At 45.8% G+C, this 23,680-nt stretch carries 13 protein-coding genes, 2 rRNA genes and 2 pseudogenes (1 of these 17 running past the window's edge); 10 read left to right on the top strand and 7 right to left on the bottom strand.

Annotated features, from left to right (window positions below; all coding sequences use genetic code 11):
* Nucleotides 1–4 precede the first annotated feature (4 nt).
* Together FM037_RS29105 and FM037_RS03910 are read right to left on the bottom strand one after the other, a co-directional pair.
* Nucleotides 5–406: pseudogene (locus FM037_RS29105) on the bottom strand (ATP-dependent zinc protease family protein); the annotation flags it as partial.
* A gap of 266 nt (nucleotides 407–672) precedes the next feature.
* Nucleotides 673–5,229, bottom strand: a complete 4,557-nt coding sequence (locus FM037_RS03910) for an ATP-binding protein (protein WP_144048806.1) — start codon at nucleotides 5,227–5,229, stop codon at nucleotides 673–675.
* Between the two features lie 119 nt (nucleotides 5,230–5,348).
* Between FM037_RS03910 and FM037_RS03905 the strand changes: the two genes are divergently transcribed.
* The 7 genes from FM037_RS03905 (at nucleotide 5,349) to FM037_RS03875 (ending at nucleotide 12,621) form a co-directional block, all read left to right on the top strand.
* Nucleotides 5,349–6,260, top strand: a complete 912-nt coding sequence (locus FM037_RS03905; RefSeq protein WP_144044925.1) for a LysR family transcriptional regulator — start codon at nucleotides 5,349–5,351, stop codon at nucleotides 6,258–6,260.
* A 280-nt stretch (nucleotides 6,261–6,540) separates the two neighbouring features.
* Complete coding sequence (locus tag FM037_RS03900; RefSeq protein ID WP_144044924.1) at nucleotides 6,541–7,707, top strand: C15 family peptidase; 1,167 nt, start codon at nucleotides 6,541–6,543, stop codon at nucleotides 7,705–7,707.
* Between the two features lie 150 nt (nucleotides 7,708–7,857).
* Complete coding sequence (locus tag FM037_RS03895) at nucleotides 7,858–8,406, top strand: SprT family zinc-dependent metalloprotease (RefSeq protein ID WP_144044923.1); 549 nt, start codon at nucleotides 7,858–7,860, stop codon at nucleotides 8,404–8,406.
* A 155-nt stretch (nucleotides 8,407–8,561) separates the two neighbouring features.
* The gene (locus tag FM037_RS03890) at nucleotides 8,562–9,314 is read left to right on the top strand and encodes an endonuclease (protein WP_221937463.1); all 753 of its coding nucleotides are present in this window, start codon (nucleotides 8,562–8,564) and stop codon (nucleotides 9,312–9,314) included.
* Nucleotides 9,315–9,321: 7 nt separating this feature from the next.
* Nucleotides 9,322–10,050, top strand: coding sequence for a 16S rRNA (uracil(1498)-N(3))-methyltransferase (rsmE, locus tag FM037_RS03885; RefSeq protein ID WP_144044922.1), 729 nt, complete (start codon nucleotides 9,322–9,324; stop codon nucleotides 10,048–10,050).
* Nucleotides 10,051–10,233: 183 nt separating this feature from the next.
* Nucleotides 10,234–11,187: a glutathione synthase gene (gene gshB, locus FM037_RS03880; RefSeq protein WP_144044921.1), complete on the top strand. Its 954-nt coding sequence runs from the start codon at nucleotides 10,234–10,236 to the stop codon at nucleotides 11,185–11,187.
* Nucleotides 11,188–11,268: 81 nt separating this feature from the next.
* Nucleotides 11,269–12,621: an alkaline phosphatase gene (locus FM037_RS03875; protein WP_407695627.1), complete on the top strand. Its 1,353-nt coding sequence runs from the start codon at nucleotides 11,269–11,271 to the stop codon at nucleotides 12,619–12,621.
* A gap of 15 nt (nucleotides 12,622–12,636) precedes the next feature.
* Here FM037_RS03875 and FM037_RS03870 read toward each other — a convergent pair whose 3' ends face one another.
* From FM037_RS03870 to FM037_RS03860, 3 genes are all read right to left on the bottom strand, one after another.
* Nucleotides 12,637–15,108 (bottom strand): putative bifunctional diguanylate cyclase/phosphodiesterase, encoded by a 2,472-nt coding sequence (locus FM037_RS03870; protein ID WP_229381077.1) that lies wholly within the window; start codon nucleotides 15,106–15,108, stop codon nucleotides 12,637–12,639.
* 81 nt (nucleotides 15,109–15,189) lie between these two features.
* A complete protein-coding gene (locus FM037_RS03865; RefSeq protein WP_144044919.1) occupies nucleotides 15,190–16,359 on the bottom strand; it encodes a hypothetical protein in 1,170 nt (389 codons plus the stop codon).
* Nucleotides 16,343–16,771, bottom strand: coding sequence for a hypothetical protein (locus FM037_RS03860; protein ID WP_144044918.1), 429 nt, complete (start codon nucleotides 16,769–16,771; stop codon nucleotides 16,343–16,345). Before FM037_RS03860 ends, FM037_RS03865 begins: the two co-directional genes overlap by 17 nt.
* 397 nt (nucleotides 16,772–17,168) lie before the next feature.
* Here FM037_RS03860 and FM037_RS03855 point away from each other — a divergent pair, with 397 nt between their 5' ends.
* The 3 genes and pseudogenes from FM037_RS03855 (at nucleotide 17,169) to FM037_RS03845 (ending at nucleotide 21,469) form a co-directional block, all read left to right on the top strand.
* Entirely contained in the window at nucleotides 17,169–18,218 is a 1,050-nt protein-coding gene (locus FM037_RS03855) for a class I SAM-dependent methyltransferase (RefSeq protein WP_144044917.1), read from the top strand.
* A gap of 224 nt (nucleotides 18,219–18,442) precedes the next feature.
* Nucleotides 18,443–20,112: pseudogene (locus tag FM037_RS03850) on the top strand (DUF342 domain-containing protein).
* 223 nt (nucleotides 20,113–20,335) lie between these two features.
* Complete coding sequence (locus tag FM037_RS03845) at nucleotides 20,336–21,469, top strand: site-2 protease family protein (protein WP_144044916.1); 1,134 nt, start codon at nucleotides 20,336–20,338, stop codon at nucleotides 21,467–21,469.
* A 1,008-nt stretch (nucleotides 21,470–22,477) separates the two neighbouring features.
* On the opposite strand, the gene rrf is transcribed toward FM037_RS03845, so the two are convergent.
* Both rrf and FM037_RS03830 read right to left on the bottom strand, forming a co-directional pair.
* A 5S ribosomal RNA gene (gene rrf, locus FM037_RS03835) occupies nucleotides 22,478–22,593 on the bottom strand.
* A gap of 174 nt (nucleotides 22,594–22,767) precedes the next feature.
* Nucleotides 22,768–23,680, bottom strand: a 23S ribosomal RNA gene (locus FM037_RS03830); it runs 1,992 nt beyond the window's last position.

Raw genomic sequence — 23,680 nt, 5'->3', positions numbered from 1 at the left:
CCGAAGGGTCAACCAAGATCTTCTGCCCCATGGCCTCTCGACCTAAGAGCATTCTAAAGCCCATATTGGCGCGATTTGATAAGGTCAGATCCACATCCCAGCTTTGATTGCCAAGCTGCAGTTGTTCACGGATAACGTAGCGTCTCTCAGTTTCACCATTGGAACTCTTAATAACCCGGCGATCGATTAGCTTAGACTCACAGAGTAAGGTCACCTTTCGGCTGCCCTGAATTGGGTGGACTTCATAACTGACCCAAGTGCTTCCATTACGCTTAAAAGTCTTAATATTGATTGCGTGAATGGAGGATGTTGTAGCCCCGGAGTCAACACGAGCCTTAACCGCCTTGATACCTAGCCCAGGTAAAGAGCACCACTCTTCACTGCCAACAATGATTTTATTAGTCATCTATTTTTGCTTCATAAATAGGTTAGAAAAAACGAAAGTACACCCGTTCTGTCACATCTCAAAGATATATATTCTAATGAAGCAAAATCATTATTAATCAATGCGATGCATGAATCAGCACTCATTAAACCAAGAGTAATTGATTAGATTAAATAATCTATTACTGAGGTAATAAAAAAGGACATAAAAAAATCCCCATCACATGTGACGGGGATCAATATTTTAATTGCGATTAAAGCGCATGCATTGCAGTGCGCAATAAAGAATTAACTCTCGACAGGCGATACTACAAACAGAAGGTCACCTTGAGACACCTGCTGACCATTGCTGTTAAGAACACGCTCGATACGATATTTCTTATCTTCAGGATACAGCACCGCATCTGGACGATTATAACCAGCTAAGCTAAGCTGTGAGAACATCTTCATCGCTTCTGTAAGCGCTAAAGTCTGGCCCACAGTCACTATGTCACCTTCTTTAACGAAATCAGCTTCACCTGGCGCTGGAGAGGTGTAGAAGATACCGGCTCCTTGTGCCATCACTTTCAGCTCGTTACTCTCACCTACGCGCAGTGAAGCGGTATCGACGCCGACAGTTTCCGCAGCGGCTTCCATCTCGGCAATCAATTCAGGTACATCTAACTCGGCCATCAGACGAGGCAAGTAGTTAGTGTCGTATACACCTTCGTTGAAGGTGCCATCTTTCAAGATACGAGTCAGTAGCGGAATGTTAGTCGCAATCCCCTTAATGACCACATGGTCGGCGAGGTAATCGTGCAGCTTATTAATCACATCTTCACGACTCTCACCACGGCAGATTATCTGTGCGATCAAGCTGTCATAGTAAGGTGAAACCTCTTTACCCGCCTCTGCGATAGAGATGATCTCTATGTCATCACGCTCAGGCATCACGTATTCGGTGATCATACCAGGATGAGGAAGCAACTGAAGCACACCATGATTGTCCAGTGCGGCCTTCTCGGCAGTGACACGAACTTCAATGGCGTAACCCTTATCCTGTGGTTTCAGGTCTTCGATCGAGCGACCCGCAGCAATATCGAAACCTGCACTAACGATATCGATACCCGATGTCGCCTCGGTAACTGGATGCTCAACCTGCAGACGAGTGTTCATCTCCATGAAGTAGACTTCGTTAGTATCTAAGTTATAGATAAATTCGACCGTACCTGCGCCCATGTAATCCGTCGCATTACCTAGATCGAGAGTATATTGAAGTACCTTCTCTTTCAGCTCAGGTGGCAGCATGGTCGAACCAGACTCTTCGACAACCTTCTGGTTATTACGCTGAACTGAACAGTCACGGATACCCAATACCTTAGTATTACCAAACTTATCACGCAGAAGCTGTACTTCGATGTGACGCAGTGAAGTGACATACTTCTCCAGGTAGAGGTCGCCATTACCAAACGCCGCAGCCGCTTCGGTAGCAGTCTGTTGGAACAGGCTGATCATGTCCCCTTGACGCTCAACGACCTGAATACCTTTACCGCCACCACCTTGTACCGCTTTAAGCAGGACCGGATAGCCGATTTCATTTGCAACGTTTACCGCCTGCTCTGCATTACTCAAGATACCGTGACTACCTGGAACGACAGGAACACCATTGTCCTGGGACGTCTTAATCGCATTAGACTTGTTACCCATGGTCGTCATGCTGTGAACACTCGGTCCGACGAAGTTTACGCCATTATTGACACAAAGCGCGGCAAATTGAGGGCTTTCAGATAGGAAACCGATACCAGGATGCAGGGCATCGACATTTTCATATTCGGCCACTTTAAGCACAGAATATGCGTTGAGGTAACTCTCATCTGAGGTGTTACCACCGATACAGACAAGTTTGTCGTTGCCTTTAAGCATATCGGCAGGTACCGAATTCATATCTGGATCCGATGCCACTAAAACAACATCGATGCCGTTATCATGGGCCTTACGAATTAGCTTAACCGCGGTACAACCACGAGCATGAATCAATACCTTCTTGATAGGCTTCATGAGTTCACGAGGATCATCCTGAACTATCTCTTCATCGGCAGCCATCATCTCAGGAACTAAGGTAGATAGTGCATTAGCAATCACATCCTCGATCTTAGCCGTTGGCTTAGGCATCAGAGGATCGATACTGCTCAGTTGGTCGTCGATGGTGTCGCTGAATGGATTTATCACCAAGGCATTCATCGCACCAGGCACTTTCGACAGATAGTTAGACAGCGTCGCTGTAGACGGCAAATAAGCCGGAACAACCATCTGACCCGCAAACGGCATATTAGTACCCGATAGGTAATAGGTTTGCACTAATGGATGAGTCACGAAACTCGCCTGAGCACCACCAGTACAGTCACCATAACCGAACATGAGTACAGGTAGCTCGTTATCACGAATGAAGCGAGTAATACGATCATTGACCACAGCCATAGAGAAGAGTGCAGCCGCGCCTTCTTTAGTCTGCATACCACTTGAGCTGATAAAACAGATGACAGGAAGCTTACGCTTAGCACACTCGATCAATAGTGCACTGAATTTCTCGGCGCTGGCCATATCGAAGGCACCCGCCTGGAAGGCCGTGTTTGATACCGCAACACCAACACGCATCTGTTGACCGTTACGCTCGAAATCCGCCATACCTGTGATAAGACCACAAGGACGAATGCCTTTATCCAGTGCATCTTCGATGGAGAGACGGAATCCCGGGAAGTTGAGCAAGTTGGCAGACATCTTATCGCCATTGATCTCATCGAAATCGGTGAAAAACTTGCCGATCACGCTCTCCCAGCCCATCTTACCGGCACGCTTATCATCACGTAGTACTTTCTGGATCAAGAGATCCTGATAGCCCATGGTGAGACGGTTCCAGAAATCTTTGCGGCGACCGATACGTACAGGGTTGATTGCACCTGTGTATTCACCACTTTCCTCTTCACTATCGAAATACTCAGGTAGCAGACGTTCGAAGAAGTAAGTCAGGATCACGAACAGACTGTCGTTTAGCTGTGGGAAACCAACACTCTTCCACTGCTCAGTCTTAGTCAGTAGCTCTGCTCGATTCGACTGACTCATGAAGTATTTGAGCCACTTGTAGAATTTACTCTTATCGTTGGCCGTATCTTGAGTCGATAAAGCGCGGTCAATTGAGCTGTGTAGCAGATTATCAACCGATGCACGTGACAAGCTCTTAGACATCATGGCTTCTTTAGCGATAGAGGCTAAGTTGCCAACGACATTGTCATACAGCGCGTTGAAGATAAGGATGTTGTGACACTGCCAGATAAAGTCTTCGCGTAGTTCGTCATGAACAACCACATCCAGCACTGTTAGCTTGTTAACCTCAGGCCAATCTGCCTGAGTCACTTCAGATGGAAGTGTCTCCAAATACTGAATCAAGCCTTTGAAGTTGTTCTCAGCATTGCCTTTCCAACGGTGGAACAGAGACCAACTGATGTTAAAGATAAGCGCCTTACGGGCCTTCTTATAGTTCTCTTTCGGCTCACCTAAAATCAAACGAGTCAGCATGTTACGTTCGGTAGAAACCTCATCACGCTTAGCGGTGAAGTTCCCCCAAAGTTTGTTTAGCTCTTCGTCATAAACCAGTTTATCAGGGTTAGATAACCAAGACTGGAACACGCGGTCCTGCTCTTGCTGAATACGCGCGAGCAGATCACCTTCAGGCACGCTCACCTTAGACAGACGACCATACTGCTCTTGAGATATAGACTGAATACGGCTACGCAGCGTCAGGTAACGCAGGTAACGGTATGAGCTACCAAACAAGTTAAGATGCATTGTAGGGTTGTTAGCCACCGCAAGCTCTGCGTGGTGCTCAAGGGCTTCCAGGTTTTTAGTCGGATTCAAGAAACGAGTCAAACTGCGATCATAATGCTCACGCAAGTCTTTAGATTCTCTCACAAACTGCACGGCGGCATTTTCAACGGCTTCGATACTGCTGATGATAGCGCGGCGAAGATTATGCTGACGCTCATCTTTGTCCGCCGGAGAAAAGTCGATAATGCCGTCGATACAACCTGAGGTATATAGCTCTTCAGGTGCAACACCTACCGATTTAGCACATTCTTGCCAAGACAAATTGTACTTACGGGCGATGCTTTGCAGGCCCTGAGGTTGAATGGTATTGAAGATACCATCACGCAGTGACAATAAGATGTTAGCCGAAGCAAGTGGAATCGCACCACCCGAGTAACCGGCACCGATCACTATGCCTACGGTAGGCACATCGACATTAGCACTCTCGGCAATTGCCTTCGAGATGCTGTGGGCCTGGTTCTGACTGTTAGCCACTTCACCCGCATCGGCACCAGGGGTGTCGATAAGATAGATGATAGGCATAGACAGTTCTGCAAACTTGCGAATTGCCTTACACGCCGCCAAGTGATGCTCTGGCATCCAGGCACCATTATTAGTGGTACGTTCTTGTGCAATAAAACCGATACGGCGAGTGCGAGTACCGAAGTTCAATTCGATCTCGGCACTATAAAAAGGCCCTTGATGGTTTTCAGCAATGAGCTTGCCTTTAAGATCGGCAATCACACGCTTAGCACCGGCGCGGTTTTTATCTAATGTCGGTTGAATCACCTTAGTGACATAGCCATCTACATCGAGTTGCTCTAACTCTTTTAAGTTCGCTTGAATAGTATCTTCACCCAAGAGACCCTTGATCTCTTCGGCTAGGCTCTGTTTACTGTGTTCAGGAAACAGTGAAAAGTCTTGTGCCAGATGTTCTGCTTTCAGAAAAAGCGGGTCGGCAGATTGAGCCTGAGTCTTGTTTGTGGGCTGATTTTTGCTGGTCATCATTGATCCTCTGCTTAGCCTCTAAAATTTTTAGCGAGTAAATATAACTTTGTTAAGGTGTCAAATACCATTAAACTAGGCTAGACGCTTTGTTCCATATTTGAGACAGTGATAAAAACATGCCAGATCTTAACGGTATGATGCTGTTTGCGGCGGTAGTTAGAGCCAAAGGTTTCTCTCAAGCGGCCCGCGAAACAGGCATGCCAAAATCAACCATAAGTCGTAAGGTTGCTCAACTCGAAGAGCAGCTTGGTGTACGTCTGCTACAGCGAGATACTCGAAATTTGAGCCTCACTCAGGTAGGTGCGCTCTTCTATCAGCATTGCATCAGCATTCGTGACGAAATAGAGGCTGCCAAGGCCACAATAGAGAACACTAACAACGATGTTTCCGGCTCCCTACGCATCGCGATTCCCGTCTCATTCAGTCAAGAACTTATCGCCAACCTATGTAGCAGCTTTATGCGCCTCTACCCTAATGTAGAGCTGGATGTACAATTTACCGACAGCGAAGTGGGTTTAGTCGGTGAAGGTTATGATATCGCTATCAAGTATGGTCCACTGCAATCCTCGGACTTAGTCGCCCGCCTTTTGTTCGAGCGTAAACCTATTTTAGTTGCCAGCCCGGGTTACCTGAAGACCAATGGCACTCCGGCCACACCGCAAGAATTAGCCAATCATGATGGTATTTTACTGGGTACCTCACGCTCTGCGCCCATCTGGCCCCTGGGAAAAGGCAGCAGAAAAACCATGGTCAGCTTCAAACGTAAAGTCAGGGTAAACAGCGCCGTAATGGTAAAAAAACTGGCTCAGGATGATTTTGGTATCGCCATGTTATCCAACTCGGTATGCAAAAATGAACTGGCCAGCGGCTCCCTGGTACCTATTCTTCAGGAATGGCCCATCGAGGCATTTAAAGTCTATGGTGTTTACTCGAGCAGAAGGCAGCTTGCCACTAACATCAGTGTATTCTTGGACTTTTTCACCAAACGCTTCAGCAGTCAGGAATCACTGCAATCCTTGATGATGTAGGTTTAAATCCTTCCTAGGGTCTAGAACCTAGGAACAATATGACTCGGTTCAAAGGGTGATCCAGAAACAAGATAGTGGTCAAAAACGACTATTTCCCCTGATAAAAAAGCAAATAGTCGGGTACTTTATTTGCACTCGTTTGTCGTGCATACTCATTGGTATCAAGCCTTGACTATAATCAATTCAAATTGATAACCCGCTAAGATTGATAAATCATCATCAAAAATAAAAACAATCTTGTCCTAAAAATGATTGTCTATCACAGAAGAAGGAGCAAGCCATGACGAAATCCTGTTTAGCAGTTGCAGGACTCATCACAGGTGCAATGTTCAGCACAATAGCTATGGCTAGCCTGGATATAGAAGAGGCTCGCGTCTCCACCGCGACTCAAGCCATGCCTGAAGTCGTCGGACGCTATCAAGCTTTAGTCGATAGTCTCGAGGAACAATACAAGCAGCAAACCGATGAATTATTAATGACTCAGATGGTTGCCAGACAGGGAGAGCGCCTCTGGCAGCAAGCTGTCAGAGATGTGCAATCGGGAGGGCAAGATGACCGCCCTCTGTACTGGGGACGCCTGGCCATGAAGACCTTGCTTAAGCAGCAAGCCCCTTCGTTCCAGATAGCTCCCTGGCAACGCAATATCAACCTGAGTGCAGTAGAAAAGTCTTCCAGAGGCTTCAGTAATATTAGCTTTGCTGCCGATACTCAGGTCAAGATCTTGCTGACCGGATTCGATCCCTTCTTCCTCGACCGAAATATCGATCAGAGCAATCCTTCAGGCTTAGCGGCGCTGGCACTGGATGGCTATCAATTTTCGGTGAATGGCAAGAAAGCACAAATACAGACGGTGATGATCCCTGTACGCTTCGCCGACTTCGACCAAGGTATAATCGAATCTCTGCTTACTCCTTATTACCGCGAAAATAGCCTGGATATGATTATCACCGTCAGCATGGGAAGAGACGATTTCGATCTCGAGCGCTTCCCTGGGCGTAATCGCAGCGCAGCAGCACCGGATAACTTAAATGTATTAACCGGCGGCAACAATGAAAAGCCGATAGCGCCTATGTTTAATGGTAAGACCCTTAACGGTCCCGAGTTTGTTGAGTTTTCTCTCCCGGTTGCAGCCATGCAAACGGTTCAGGGAGATGCGGCTAAATGGAAGGTAAACGATAACCACAGTGTCACTACCCTGGCTAGAGGCAAGTTTAACGCTACCTCCTTGTCCGAGTTGCAAGCTGCTATTTCAGTTGAAGGCTCAGGTGGTGGTTATCTATCGAATGAGATCTCATACCGCGCCGTCTTATTACAGCAGCAATTTAACAGTAAGATCCCTGTCGGTCATATCCATACCCCTAGAGTGGAGAGTTTCGATGCTAAGACTGAAACCGACATCGTCGAACAGATCAGAGCCATGGTAATCGCTGGGGCTAAGAGCTTATAGCCAGTCCTAGTTGCTAGCGAGTAAATGAAACTGCTCAATGATAAATTGAGTCGTTTCATTATTCAGATCTGTCTAGTTAACCTATACCAATTCCAGCACTGGCGACTCTCAACACTCATTTTTAGACCTCTAGTTGTAAATCAGGGCAATATGTTTAACTTATTCGGATCAAAAAACACAGCTCAAGCAGGCTCGTTTGAAACAGCTCACTACGAATTTGAGGATGAACGTCACCAGCAGATCGCTGAGCAGGTATTAGACTATTACCGACAAGCAGAGACCCACCTGAAACGGACTTTTCCACATCCGGAAATTAGCTTTAAGCTCAGGGGTAAGAGTGCCGGCACAGCGCATCTGCAACTCAATCTACTCAGATTCAACTCTACTTTACTCGCAGAAAACCATCAGGCCTTTATCGATCAGGTTGTGCCACATGAGATCTGCCATCTGCTCGCTTATCAGTTATACGGCAAGGTCAAACCCCATGGCAAGGAATGGCAAGCTCTGATGATTAAGGTTTATCAACTAGAGCCAGCCACGACTCATACTCTAAATACTGAATCAGTATCAGGAAAAACATTCGATTATTTATGCGATTGCGGTAACATCCCACTGAGTATTCGACGTCATAATAAGGTGATCCGTGGTGAGACTCAGTATCGTTGCAGATGCTGTAAGCAGGAGCTTAAGAGAGCCTAACGGCTTATAAATTTCTAATACCAATCGGTATTACCCTGCCAAGCTCTTGCTTCTATTCCCATTCATCCCGTAAAATCCCGCAAACAGAGCAGACATAAGTTCTGCCTATCGTCTTTGGGCAAAAAACGCACATTTGCCTATTTTAGGGAACACCATTGAAATTTTTTACGACACTCAACGCTGCCTTCATAGGTTTAGCGTTAAGTTTACTCCTATCATCGCCTTCATTCGCATCTCCTTCTCATCCCACCAGCTTTAGCCAAGCTAAACGACTGGCAAAAAAGATCTATAGCAGTGAGCTGCCACACACCAGCTTTTATTGTGGCTGTGACATCAAAATCCAAGGGAAAAAATGGCAGCCTGATCTACAAAGCTGTGGCTACCAAGTAAGAAAGCAAGAAAAACGCGCGGCACGTATCGAATGGGAACATCTAGTCCCAGCCTGGGAGTTAGGCCATCAAAGAAAATGCTGGCAAGAGGGTGGACGGAAAAATTGTGGTAAGAATGACCCCAAATATAAAAAGATGGAATCAGATCTGCACAACCTAGTGCCCGCCATCGGCGAGATCAACGGCGACAGGAGCAATTATCGCTTCAGCCAATGGAGCGCTAAGCCAGAACAATATGGCCGATGTGCCATGGTGGTCGATTTCAAATCTCGTAAGGTTGAGCCACCAGGCTACACTCGAGGCCGCATTGCCCGCACATATCTCTATATGCAGGATACCTATGATTTAAAAATCGCCAAAAGCCAATTAAAACTGTTCAAAGCATGGGATAAAACTTATCCAGTTGATACTATCGAGTGCAAGAGAGACGAAGCGATCGCCAGGACACAGGGAAACCATAACCCTTTTGTCAAACAAAGATGCGACTCACCTGCTGTAAATACCCAGATTGCGGAGTAAGAAATAGATGAGAATTCCAAGAATATATCAAGACTCGCCCTTAGCAATCGGTGACAGCTTGGCCCTTCATGATGAGGCAGCTTCGCACATAGGTAGAGTATTACGAATGACCCCAGGCGAACAAATCAGTCTATTTAATGGTAGCGACCATGACTACTTGGCTGAGATCATCTCAGCCAGTAAGAAAAATGTCTCCGTTAAGGTCTTATCTTCGAGCGCTAACGCCAGTGAGTCACCACTTCATATTCATCTGGGACAGGTTATCTCCCGTGGCGACCGTATGGACTTTACCATTCAAAAATCGGTAGAGTTAGGCGTCAACACCATTACACCTCTGTTTTCAGAGCGTTGTGGCGTAAAACTCTCCGGTGAAAGATTAGAAAAAAAGATACACCAGTGGCAGAAGATTGTCATCGGCGCCTGTGAGCAATCAGGCCGAAGTCGGGTTCCTGAAATCAGGCCAGCCATGTCATTAGAGGCCTGGTGCGGTGAACAAACTGACTCGCTTAAATTAAATCTACACCCAAGGGCTGCACACGGTATCGGAGGATTGTCCCTCGAGGTTGCTAAAGTCAGACTATTGATAGGCCCCGAAGGCGGGCTCTCGGAGACTGAGATATTGAAGACAGAGCAAGATAAATTTACCGATATCTTGTTAGGGCCAAGAGTACTGAGAACAGAAACTGCGGCACTAACGGCAATCAGTGCCCTACAACTCAAATTTGGTGACTTATAGGTTCTAGGTTCTAGGTTCTAGGTTCTAGGTTCTAGGTTCTAGGTTCTAGGTTCTAGGTTCTAGGTTCTAGGTTCTAGCAAGAAATTGGTGCAGAAATGCAAAAATTAAAGCCTAAACCTCAGACAAAGCACACACAAAATTCAATTGTCCCATCGGAAGATGGCGAAAGAAGGAAGCGAATAGATGATCAAGCTCGGCATAGTAATGGACCCAATCAGCGACATTAACATCAAGAAAGACTCTAGTTTCGCCATGTTACTCGCGGCTCAAAGCCGTGGATACCAGCTCTTCTATATGGAGATGCGAGATCTGGCCATGGTCAATGGTAAGGCGATGGCTAATATGCGCGCCTTAACCGTCAAGTCTGATCCTCAGAATTGGTTCGAGCTTGGAGAGACTATCGACACTCCCATGTCAGATCTTGATGTCGTATTAATGCGTAAAGATCCACCATTCGATACTGAGTTTATCTACGCGACCTACATGCTCGAACGGGCCGAAGAAGAAGGTGTGCTGATCGTCAACAAGCCCCAGAGCCTTCGTGACGCCAATGAGAAACTATTTACAGCCTGGTTCTCCGAGTTTACCCCTGACACAATTGTGACCAGAGATGAGACCCGTATCCGTAATTTCTATCAGGAAAAAGGCGATATCATACTCAAGCCACTTGATGGCATGGGCGGTAGCTCCATCTTCAGAGTCAAGAAGAATGATCCTAACTTAGGCGTGATCATCGAAACACTGACCGATCACGGCCAGCAATATGCCATGATCCAAGCCTTTATTCCCGATATCACCTCAGGTGATAAACGTATCTTGGTCATCGATGGTGAGCCAGTGCCTTATTCCCTGGCTCGTATTCCGCAAAAGGGCGAGACACGCGGCAACTTAGCCGCCGGCGGTCGTGGTGTAGCTCAACCTTTATCTGAGAGTGACTGGCATATTGCACGCAGCATAGGACCTGAACTCAAGAAACGCGGACTCATCTTCGTCGGCTTGGATGTGATTGGCGATAAGCTTACCGAGATCAACGTCACTAGCCCGACATGTATCAAAGAGATTGAAGCGGCTTATGATGTGGACATTACTGGTATGCTAATGGACGCCATCGAAGCACGAATTAAAGCACGGATTTAAGCACGTTATAGGATGTGGACATTACTGGTATGCTAATGGACGCCATCGAAGCACAAATTAACGCAAGCTAGGATGTTGGCAATGGGCATGACGCAAAAAATGAAGATATTCAAACAATGTATGTTGGCAGGAGTGGCACTGATCGGCAGCATGGGCGTCGCAGCTCAGGCAGTGACTCCTGTGCAAAACCTGCTAGGCGACGCACCCAGTGTCCCTAAAAATATTGTGATCATGATAGGTGACGGTATGGGCCCAGCCTATACCAGTGCCTATCGATACTATAAAGATAACCCGGATACTCAAGAGATAGAGCAGACGGTATTCGACCGACTACTCGTAGGAACTTCGAGCACTTATCCCGCTAGGGTGAGTGGTTATGTCACAGATTCGGCAGCCTCGGCAACGGCATTAGCCACTGGGACTAAAACCTATAATGGCGCCATCTCTGTCGATACCAATAAACAGCCTATTGCCACCATAATGGAAAAAGCCAAAGCCCTGGGACTCTCCACCGGAGTGGCCGTGACATCACAGATCAACCATGCTACTCCAGCAGCATTTCTCAGCCATAATGAAAGCCGTAGCAATTACGATGAGTTAGCTTATAGCTATCTTAAAACCGATGCCGATGTGATGTTAGGTGGCGGTCAGAAGTACTTCCCTACCAGCCTGATAAAAAAGTTCGAGGCTAAGGGTTATCAGTACCTGTCGGACTTTAACCAGCTCGACTCGATCAAGCAAGGTAAGGTCATAGGCCTGTTTGCCGATGTTCAACTGCCATGGGCCATCGATGATAGTGACAGTCATAAGCTGAGCAAGATGACAGCTAAGGCCTTAGAGTTATTATCGCAAAATGACCAAGGCTTCGTGCTTCTGGTCGAAGGCAGTTTAATAGACTGGGCCGGACACAATAATGATATTGCGGCGGCTATGGGAGAGATGGAAGAATTCGCCAACGCCATCGAAGTCGTAGAGCAGTACATCAGAAAAAATAACGATACTCTGATGGTGGTAACGGCAGATCATAATACCGGCGGCTTAAGCATAGGTGCTAACGGCGAGTATAGATGGGACACGAGTATCATCAGGGGTGTACAAGCCAGCCCAGATTTTATCGCTAACGATACCCTCGCCGATGGTGACTGGCGAGCTCGAGTCTCATTAAATTTAGGCTTCGAGCCTAATGAAGATGAACTATCTCAATTATCTCGAGCAAGAATGCAGGGTAAAGAGGTGATGACCACAAGTATCAAACACCTCATAGATAGCCGTTCAAACACAGGCTGGACTACTGGCGGTCACACAGGCGTCGACGTACAGGTATTCGCAACGGGTCCAGCAGCCAGACTATTTGCAGGTTATCAGGACAACACAGATATCGCGACTAAGCTAATCAGTTTACTGCCTAAGGCTAAGTCTCAACCAAATAAATAACCACAAATACCAGCGTTAACTCCCCAGCTTAGCGAGCTGGGGCAGTGATTCTACCGGCCACACCCCATGCCCCTCTATCTCATTGAGAATTCTGAACGCCTTCCTCTCTTCTAAAGGTTTCGAGAACAGATAACCCTGAGCCAATTCACACCTGGCAGCGGCAAGAAAATCACACTGTTCCTGGGTTTCTATGCCTTCGGCTACTACGGTTCTACCCAGATTGTGTGCCAGATCTATGACTGTGGTGACGATATGAGTATCGACACTATTATCGAGTACACCAGAGGTAAAGCAACGGTCGATTTTCAATACATCGAAGGGTAGCTGCTTAAGGTAACTCAGGGAGGAATAGCCGGTTCCGAAATCATCTATGGCAATCCGCACACCCAGACGCTTCAATGACTTCATCGCAGACAAGGCGAGATCCACCTGCTCAATCACACTCTCCTCTGTGACCTCTAACAGTAGACTCTGGGGCGGAATATTGTATTTTGATAAGATACGTTGAACCAGAGGGATCAGACCAGGATCCATATAGTGTTTCGCCGACAGATTAACTGCAAGGTAGAGATCGTCCCAGCCCTTCTCAATCAGACGGGATAAGATGGCTCCTCCTTCTTCGAGTACGTAATTGCCCACTTGTATGATGGCTTCACTATCCTCAATATCGGGTATAAAGTTACCCGGCATGATCAAACCCCTCTCCGGGTGATGCCATCGGATTAACGCTTCGAATCCTTTCACCTTACCATCGGGGAGTGACACTATCGGCTGCAGGGAGAGTGACAACTGCTTCTCTTCGATTGCAGCACCAATATCTTGCTCTATCATCAACTTGTTATTCGCCCTTTGTAGCATCTCCGGGGTAAACACCCGGTAATTACTACGCCCCGCGTCCTTCGCCTGATACATGGCCAGATCGGCGTATTTAATCAGCTCTTCGGCCCTGACATTATTACTCTCACAGTAAGCGACGCCGATACTCGTGGTCACAATCAACTTATGCCGCCCTAACACAACAGGCTGTTGCAGGGAGGCAAATATCTTATGAATAACCTTGCGGACATCCTCTTCCGAGCGGATCCCCCTGAGCAGAATAAGAAACTCATCCCCTCCTTGCCTGAACACTGTATCCATAGCACGAACGCTATGATTCAACCTCTTGGCCACTATTTTTAATAGCTCATCTCCCTGACTATGGCCTAATGTATCGTTGATCCGTTTAAATTCATCGAGATCGAGAAACATCAAAGCTAACTTATCGTGAATGCGTCCGACGCAGGCGATAGTCTTCTGCAATTCATGATTGAGCATGGCCTTATTAGGTAAACCTGTCAGAGTGTCTAACATGGCGAGCCGCTCTAATTCACAAGTATATTCGTCAACTTCCAACTCCAGATTCTGCATCCGCTCGGCAAGGTTTAGCGTCGCAATATTGATTAAGTCCACCTCATCGACGATAAATGAAGAGGTCTTAGGTGACAAGGATTTCAGAGCCTCGAAATCATGTTCTGCGAGCATAGGGAGTAGAGTCGCATGACGACTCAAACTCACCACAGGTGCCCAGGCAGCCAATATGACTAGAGCCCCGGACAAGACTAAACTGAACAGGAGAGTCCCCAACATACTCTCCTGAAATTCATTGAGCAGAGACTGCCAATCACTGATATTGTTGATCACCAGTATCGCCGGGGAGACACCCCTCAGCCAAGGGAAATATCCACAGAGCAGAAAGTTCACCACCCACCTGATAGACGCCCCCCTATTCTCTATCTGCTCCCAGGTAAATCGAGCCGCAGCCTGTTCTAACTGAATTAAACTGGTGTGTTTATTACTAATACTATAGACCTCTCTCCCCCAATAACTTTGTCCCTCCCCCACATCAGTAGAAGGGGCTAACACAGCTAGCTCAAATGTTTCATTAATTCTAAACCTTGCCAAAATATCCGTCAGGCCAGTCTCCATAAATAAAAAGTGCGGTTCGCCTTGTAACAAGTTCGGCACTAAGACCTGAATAACACACTCTTGTAAGCATACGATGCGCCAATGTGGCTCCAACTTCACCGTAACCGATTTAAACCAGTCCATCTCAGTACTTTCCATTAACTTACCAGCATGAGCGAGTACCTCGCCAGATAGCGACATAAGACTCAGCCGATCAAGCTCCCAGTAGAGCTGTAGATCGGGCCAACGAAGCGCTAACATGGCTTGGTAGCCCGAGGGAGTTTGCTGTTTTTCAGTAACCAAGAGTGCGATCTGTTGGGCGGCGGACAAGGAGTGTTCGACACTCAAGGAGATGGAAGTCTCCAGATTCTGAGCTAATTTACCTCGCTGAGATTCCAGTAAATAATTCTGCTGATTGATGAGTTGCCTGTATGCGAAACCACCTAAGAGCCCACCTAAGATGGTGAGTATAATCAGTACCGCAACTAGCAGCTTCCATTTTAAACTGATAAATATTGTCCGACCTTCTGGCAGCATAGTCATATCATCACCACTGGAACGAGTAGCAGCTTACATTTAAGACTGATAAATATTGTCCGACCTTCAGGCAACATAGTCATATCATCACCACTGGAATCGATAAGAAATCTGCAGCGCAAACATGGACCAATGTTTCGACTGCGTGGATGGATCCGGTGCCACTATCGGGGTCACCCAAGATGCACCTTCGACCAAATGATATTCTGCGGCCAACAACCAATCATTATTCAAAAAGCAGCGAGCGCCGAAGCTCCAGTCATCTGTGTAAGAAAAATAAGCGGGGAGACCCGTAACAGCCTCGAACTCCTTGCCATCGGCATCATCTTTATCGACTACATGTTTATCGAATCGCACAAAAAGTTCGATTTCATGGGGAAGATAGGCTCTTAGGTCTAGGTAATAGCCTATGCCAGAGTCGACTAATTCATCTGCCATTGGAGGAAACACCAGGCCATTAGTCAGCCTGTCTACGGTCATATATTCGGCGGTAAACTCAAAGTTCATATATCTAAATTGTCCCGAGAACACCCAATTTTTTAATCTAATATTACCGGGGTAATAATCTTCCAGAGATGGGAGGTAGCTGACTTCAGCGTCGTAATAGCTAAGGCCTAATCTAAGATGGTCATTTTGAAACTCTATATCTCCAGAGTAATAACTCTCTGAATCGAAGGCGCCTAACTCCACATTACCCATCACATTTCGATCTAAATCTTCGGTGACGTCAACCTTACCGACAGACACATGCCAGTCTAAGGCTCCGTTCCAGATTTGATGCATACCAAACAGGTCTGCCCCCTCGATATGCAACTGAGCATCACGAAAGTAATCACTATAGATAGACTGGGGCAACATGATACTCGGCTGGGTAAAGGGAACATCTCTGGTGCTGGAATAGAAGCCAGTTTCATTCTTAAATCGCCCTCCTCGAATACCTAGCGTCCCTTCACCCACCTGATGGCTGTATTCGACAAAAAGATAGTCAAAATTAACACCACCTTCAGCGAGGCTCCCCCACTGCCTGTAGCTGAGTGCACTGGCTATACGAATGTGCTCGATAGGCTTCCATGACACAGCAAATGCGGCTTCGGTAATATTAAAGGTACTATCATCCTCTCCTACGACAAACTGAGTGTCGTCAGCAGTAACATAGCCCTGACTAACAAAACCATTAAATTGCCATTCGGAAGACCAAGAATAAAAAGGTACGAGAAGAAGTACTAAGCTGATAAACCAATTAGCGACTAGCTTCATAAAGACTCCTAGCCACTCTATTGTTACCACTCAATGCGGGCTCTGCCAAATAACCTATCGAACCAGGTGTTTTTGCAATTTTTTCCTGCATCTCAACTTCATTTTTTAATATGATGGGTCGCTCTCCAGTGCCAGAATAAACTAAGCGGTCCCATCTTCGCTGTAACATATACGGCATCATATCCAGCTGTTTAAAACAGAATTCTTTATGCAGTTCAGAGCTGGGAGAAAGAATAAATACTTGAATTTTTTGACCATCGGGCCAATAGATTTTTTGCATCGAAAAAATCAGGCGTAACTCTTGAGCAGGCAAGGGGAAATCAATGGCTGAACCATTCACTATGACCTGAGCTGCGGTAGAATGAGCACAAAAAAGATACAGCACTAACATCCATGTGGCCAAGAGGCGCATTAACTAGTCTCCTTACTATCCTTTATCCACACATAAAATAAGCCATGCTGCTGCATCAACGAATCAAGCGGATACTAATACCTCACGTACCTACAGCTTAGGCAAAGAATACTTATGCCGCTCAAAATTTATTTCATAGAAGCTGATAATTTACACTTGAAAAATATGATTCAAAATCTTTCAAAAAAAACAGTGATCAAACTCTCTGACCCAAGTCACTATTAGCCATAATGATTTATTTGAAATACACCTGATGATTTTTGTCATCAGGTTCCAGAAATATTCAATTGCCTAAAGTCTTAACCGACTCAATATCTGTATATATCAGACTAAAAACTGATAGAGATGTATAAATTTGGGATATAATAGGCGCTCAAATTTCCTAACTGTGGTCGTCGTGTTAACTAATCCATCTCAAGTCATTCTCAGAAATAGCAATTTATTCGAAAATCAAAATGTATTAGTAATCAATTATGAAGACGATCGGCTTCCTAAACATCTGTTAGAACATGCCAATAAGGTCACCGCACTGGCACTGGACTTCCATCATCACCTACAGATGGAGCCTGAGGCCAGCCAAGAACTGTCGCTATTTTTTAGCCATTGCCTTCCCAATGACGAGCTGTTTGATACGGCAATCATTTATTACCCTAAAGCGAAGGCGCTTGCCGCCTACCTCCTAAACTTAGCCGGCCAACACTTGAAGCCCGGTGGACAGCTTGTCGTAGTGGGTGAAAATAAAGGTGGAATTCGCTCCCTGGTCAAACAGATCCCCGCCTATTTTGATAAGCCTTTTAAACAAGATAATGCTCGCCACTGTCTACTTTATATCAGTGAGCTTATCGAGCAGGCTCCCAAAGTCAGACTCGATGAGTGGGTCAGTCAATATCAGTTAGATACCCCCCAGGGCGAAATTACAGTGTGTAACTTAGTCGGGGTGTTCAGCGAGAAAAAATTAGATGAAGGCACTAAGTTATTGCTATCAAATCTGCCAAGAATGAAAGGTAGGGTATTAGATTTTGGCTGCGGCGCCGGCGTCATTACCGCCGCTCTACTCAAGGAACAACCCCAATTACAAGTCGAATGTATCGACATCAATGCCATGGCGCTAGCTTCATGTGAGCTGACATTAACAGCCAATAATTTTATCGCCACGACTTACCCATCAGATGGTTTAGCCCAAACCCAAGATAAATTTGATGGCATCATCTCTAATCCACCATTCCACGATGGACTTAAGAGCACGACCGACATAGCCAAAAATTTTGTAAGCGATAGTGTAAAAAAACTAAAGAAAGGCGGTATATGGCACATTGTAGCCAATCGACATCTAGCATACAGCGACACGATTGAGGATAATTTCGGTCAAGTAAACGTCATAGCCGAAAACAACAAATATAAAATTTACTCAAACAAGTTCAATAAAATCAATAAACAAACTCGATAAATACGGGTTTAACTCAATTCACTGTCAGGCCGGATAAAACACTTCTGGCCCTTTTATTGCTCAAAATCAATTTTATATTAATCTTATTAGAGTCCATTCACTTTTCAGTCAGTTAGGGCTTCTTAGCCGAAACTTTATACTGTTATACTCGTACAGTAGTAAAACAAGATTAAACAAGATAAAACACATAAGAATAATAATGAGTCATTACATCGGAATTCACTATGCTATCTCCTGAACTGATTGAACTAAGTGCTGATAATAGTTTTGCCGAATTTAAGGTGACGCCTAATACGCATGGTCCACTCACCGAAGAGGCTATCTTCACCCTCTTAACGCTCCCCGATTTCGATTGTCTTTTCCCTTTAGAGCCTAGCATTCAGAAGGCCGTGATCCAGGTCAATCAACTCTGTGGCCAAGATGACGGTCAATTCGAACAATTTTTTCAAATTGCCGAGCGCCGCAATGGTTTAATCGAAGTAGAGATAAGTGAAGATAAGATGAGTGCCCAGATGCAACTCACAGCAGCCTGGGGGGGGAGGAAGTTACCATCCAGGATATCTTGAAATCACTAAAAACCAATAACGTTGGCATGGGCTTAAGTAAAGTTAAGATTCAGACGCTATTGAAACAACTAACACAGCTTCAGTCAGGTAAGACTTGTCGTAGTGTCATAGCTACAGGCAAGCCCTGTGTCAATGGCACTAACGCCAAGCTTGAACGTAAAGTCCCCCTAGCCAGAGAACGCTTACTGCAACCCCAAGAGCGAAAAGATGGCACCGTAGATATGCGAAATTTAGGTTCTGTCATCATGGTGAAGCCTAAAGATCTCTTGATGGTGAAACACCCGGCAACACAAGGGACTAAAGGCTATAACGTACATGGTGAAGTGCTAGCTCCCGTACCCGGAAAAGATCTCAAGCTCACCGAAGAGGAAGGAGCTGGGCTGGATCCTGCAAACCTGAATCACCTGATCGCAACGGTTGCTGGCCAGCCCGTTGAGACTAAGACAAGCATGAAAGTCGATGATGTACTCAATATCAAGGATGTCGATGTAGGCTATGGCAACGTTGACTTTAAAGGCAGCATAATGATCACTGGAGATGTACACGAGGGCATGGTAGTAAAAAGCTCCGGGGACATTACCGTTATGGGGTTTGTCGATTCATCGACCTTAATTGCCGAAGGTGATGTAATTGTCAGTAAGGGGATCATAGGCAGGCAGCTCAAAGAAAATGAGTTGTCGACTAAGATTCTAGCTAAGGGTCAGATTTGCGCTCAATTCATCCAATATTCAGATCTCGATGCTCAGGGTGAGATTCTCGTCACTAAACAACTACTTCACAGTCATACCAAGACCAAACAGAAACTCACAGTTAGCGATGCCAATGGACGAAGAGGCGATCTCGTCGGCGGAATAGTTAAAGCCGATAAGGGACTTAAAGCCGTTATCATAGGTGCTACTGCCGGCACTAAAACGGAAGTGTTTTGTGCCATGAAACAGGGAGATCTGAAGAAAAACCTAAAAGAGCTAGATCAGGGAATTAAAGCTATGGTTGTGGCTAAATTAGAGATCGCTGCCCGGCTCAAGAAGTTGCCCCCAAAGAGCGAATGGCAAAATGATGAAATGATGGTAGAACAAGTCAAAATGATGCTGGATGAAAAGCAACGCATCATAAATGAACTTGCAAGGGAAGAAATTGAATATGAGACCATCAAACAGGAAGTCGATGCCTATTACCAAGACAACCGCATAGAAGCTCATAAACACATTTTTTCCAATGTCGAAATTCATATAGGTCAAGCCTTTAACCGAACCCAGAGAGAACACGGTACCTGTATAGTATTCAATCAAGATCAAGAGATAACCTTCGATTATAACAATCGCGGCTAATGACTTAGTCTTAATGCATTAAACTTAATGGCCCAGTTCTAATCAGTCTGTCTTAATGACTAAAAATAGAGGCAAGAGCAGTTATACTTTCTGCTCTTCACCTTATGTTTTAGCCACCTCTCCCCATTAAAGTTGGCTTTTCTTCTCTCGCTTCCCTCAAACTTTCCATGCATAATCTTTTTATAAAAACTAATTAATAACCAAGAAAGCTAAGAGAACATTTGTGGAATTATTAAGAATTGATTGTTTAGGTAAAGAGCTGAGATTAGAAGGCTCTATGGCCGGTTGGCAACAGCTTTTTTGGGGAGATACCCTAGTCTCAGTCAAACAGGCTTCTGCAGATAATGAGGGGCTAAAAACTCATGAGTTTGAACTCGCTACACAAGTCAATCAGGTCAACACCAACCCGGATACAAACATTGAAAAATCAATAGCCAGCCAAGCTATAAAGATAAGCCTTGAGATCAATCTTACTTGGCAGCCATTTAGCTTAGATTATCGCTTGATAAAGGATGATCAAATCATCAATAGCGGTACTAGAGACACCAAAGATATCGAGCGGCAGGTCCCAGTCAAGCCTATCGAAGCAAAGCGAAAAGTCAGTTTAGTCGGCTTAGCTTCCTTAGGGTTCAAGCTGCTAAAGAGCGCAAAAGTCATCAAGGTAGTTTTAGCTGGCGCCAGTGTTGCCGCATATTCCTGGTTATTCTCCTTCCAATTTGCTTTAGCCTTGATCGCCTGTCTGGTATTTCACGAATATGGCCACATCAGAGCCATGAAACATTTCGGCATGAAAACCAAGGGCATCTACCTAATCCCATTCATGGGAGGGCTGGCACTCAGCGACGAGAAGATCAATACCCGTTGGCAGGACGTGGTGATATCTATCATGGGACCAACATTCGGCCTACTCATGTCCATCATGGCTTTGATAGCCTACTGGTTAACTGGTAACGTGTTTTTCGCTGGTCTGGCCGCCTTTAACGCCCTTTTAAACCTATTTAACCTATTACCCATACTCCCACTAGACGGTGGACACATCTTAAAGAGCATTAGCTTTTCGATGAACAGCGTCTTGGGTCTGGGCGCCTGCGTCGCTGGGGCTGCCGTTGGCGTTTACTTGAGCTACACATTAGGACTAGCACTATTGGGATTCCTGCTTCTCATCGGCAGTTTAGAAATAGTATTCGAGTGGAAGACACGCCACCAGAGTCATTTGTTACCTCTGGACAGGTATGGACAGATATTCTCCACCATATGGTATTTTCTCACCGTGGGAGCACTTATAGCCATCATCTGGTATCTAGCCGGTTCTGGAGATAACATGTTGGGCTTACCGCTGAAGATATTGCAGAGTTAGAACAAGATTCTGAAGTAAATACTGGTATAAAATGGGGAGGCATAACCTCCCTTTTTACTGCCCGGAATAAAATGATGAGACGAAATTGCAAACATTAAAAAGCAGGTTATCTATTTCCAGTTCTGTTGCAAATATTGAAAGTAGCCCAAAAGGGCTCTGATAACCTGGCTGGTTATTAGTAATTAACCAGTGTATTGGTAATTATACCAATCGGTATAAAAAAGTGGCCAACTCAGAGTTATTTTTGGCTGCATAATTCAAGGCGGATGAGTGAGGGAATGGTGATCCCTTTTGAATTCATTCAACACAGAAGTAGGCTGCCAAAAACACTCCTGAAAGGCGAGTTTTAGCACTTCCGATACGGCGTTAACGAGCTTAAACGTAGAATAACTATGTTCCCCACTCGTTGCCTTGCCTCTGAAGCGCTAAACTCTCGCTGAGTGACCACACCTTTATACCGATTGGTATTATACGGCTCTCTCCCCCAATTCCTTGATCGCATAACTAGGTTTTGAATTGTCCTTTTTGAACATGTGCGTGACTTAAAATCCTTTGCTAGCTGTCTTCATCGATTTAGGCCCGATAAGGAATGCTTTGCATGCGCTGTATTTAAAATGACAGAGAGATTTAATAGATCAGCAAGGCTGGTCAAAAGTAAAAATGACGAACATACAGTCGTAGCGCGTAGCAGGTTTGCTGCAGCTGGGGAGCAAGCCACATGGGTGTCTGGAAATGGCCCGGCTTGGAATCGTCATGATACTTGCCGAAGGCCGAACCACATGGGGGCGGAGAAGTAGCGCTTTGGATGCGGAAACAAAGAGCGGAGGCGCCTTCCAATGGCCCGGCTTCGGGCAAGAGCTTCCCCCTACTAGCATATAAAAGGATGCATGCTGCGCATGCGCTATCTATATTCCCCATGTGAGAAGCTCATTTCAAAAGCTGTTAAACGAAAAAATCCCCAACACTAAGTGCTGGGGATTTATCGACTCTCTTTACGAGAAATTAGGCGCCTGGAAATGACCTACTCTCACATGGGGAGACCCCACACTACCATCGGCGCGATTGCGTTTCACTTCTGAGTTCGAGATGGATTCAGGTGGGGCCACAATGCTATGGTTTCCAGACTAATTTGACGATTACTTTCAGCTTTTTAAAAAAGCTAAAGGTAAAAGAATTTAGAAAGCTGTATCTAGATTTCTCTAAATAATAAATAATTAGGTTCGACTTAAATCAAGTTCGTATTCTTTTGTGCTTATGAAGTAATACACACACTAACTACACAAACCCATCTGGGTTGTATGGTTAAGCCTCACGAGTCATTAGTACAGGTTAGCTCAACGCCTCACAACGCTTACACACCCTGCCTATCAACGTCCTAGTCTCGAACGGCTCTTTAGAGGAATTAAATTCCTAGGGATGACTCATCTTAGGACTCGCTTCCCGCTTAGATGCTTTCAGCGGTTATCGATTCCGAACGTAGCTACCGGGCAATGCTATTGGCATAACAACCCGAACACCAGCGGTTCGTCCACTCCGGTCCTCTCGTACTAGGAGCAGCTTCCTTCAATCATCCAACGCCCACGGCAGATAGGGACCGAACTGTCTCACGACGTTCTGAACCCAGCTCGCGTACCACTTTAAATGGCGAACAGCCATACCCTTGGGACCGACTTCAGCCCCAGGATGTGATGAGCCGACATCGAGGTGCCAAACACCGCCGTCGATATGAACTCTTGGGCGGTATCAGCCTGTTATCCCCGGCGTACCTTTTATCCGTTGAGCGATGGCCCTTCCATACAGAACCACCGGATCACTATGACCTACTTTCGTACCTGCTCGACGTGTATGTCTCGCAGTTAAGCTGGCTTATGCCATTGCACTAACCGTACGATGTCCGACCGTACTTAGCCAACCTTCGTGCTCCTCCGTTACTCTTTGGGAGGAGACCGCCCCAGTCAAACTACCCACCAGGCACTGTCCTCAACCCCGATTCAGGGGCCTGAGTTAGAACATCAAAACTACAAGGGTGGTATTTCAAGGTTGACTCCATCAGAACTAGCGTCCCAACTTCAAAGTCTCCCACCTATCCTACACATGTAGGTTCAATGTTCAGTGCCAAGCTATAGTAAAGGTGCACGGGGTCTTTCCGTCTAGCCGCGGGTATACGGCATCTTCACCGCAATTTCAACTTCACTGAGTCTCGGCTGGAGA

Origin of the sequence: Shewanella psychropiezotolerans, from assembly GCF_007197555.1 — a bacterium.
GTDB classification, from domain to species: Bacteria; Pseudomonadota; Gammaproteobacteria; order Enterobacterales; family Shewanellaceae; genus Shewanella; species Shewanella psychropiezotolerans.
The sequence above is the reverse complement of the archived record's forward strand: the minus strand, read 5'-3'. Positions and strand labels throughout refer to the sequence as shown.

What these genes read in the sequence shown, in the direction of transcription:
- rsmE (WP_144044922.1), top strand. Translation starts at nt 9,322, where the DNA reads ATGAGAATTCCAAGAATATATCAAGACTCGCCCTTAGCAATCGGTGAC.
- FM037_RS03865 (WP_144044919.1), bottom strand. Translation starts at nt 16,359, where the DNA reads ATGAAGCTAGTCGCTAATTGGTTTATCAGCTTAGTACTTCTTCTCGTA.
- FM037_RS03875 (WP_407695627.1), top strand. Translation starts at nt 11,269, where the DNA reads ATGGGCATGACGCAAAAAATGAAGATATTCAAACAATGTATGTTGGCA.
- FM037_RS03895 (WP_144044923.1), top strand. Translation starts at nt 7,858, where the DNA reads ATGTTTAACTTATTCGGATCAAAAAACACAGCTCAAGCAGGCTCGTTT.
- FM037_RS03860 (WP_144044918.1), bottom strand. Translation starts at nt 16,771, where the DNA reads ATGCGCCTCTTGGCCACATGGATGTTAGTGCTGTATCTTTTTTGTGCT.
- gshB (WP_144044921.1), top strand. Translation starts at nt 10,234, where the DNA reads ATGATCAAGCTCGGCATAGTAATGGACCCAATCAGCGACATTAACATC.
- FM037_RS03870 (WP_229381077.1), bottom strand. Translation starts at nt 15,108, where the DNA reads ATGACTATGCTGCCAGAAGGTCGGACAATATTTATCAGTTTAAAATGG.
- FM037_RS03900 (WP_144044924.1), top strand. Translation starts at nt 6,541, where the DNA reads ATGACGAAATCCTGTTTAGCAGTTGCAGGACTCATCACAGGTGCAATG.
- FM037_RS03905 (WP_144044925.1), top strand. Translation starts at nt 5,349, where the DNA reads ATGCCAGATCTTAACGGTATGATGCTGTTTGCGGCGGTAGTTAGAGCC.
- FM037_RS03910 (WP_144048806.1), bottom strand. Translation starts at nt 5,229, where the DNA reads ATGACCAGCAAAAATCAGCCCACAAACAAGACTCAGGCTCAATCTGCC.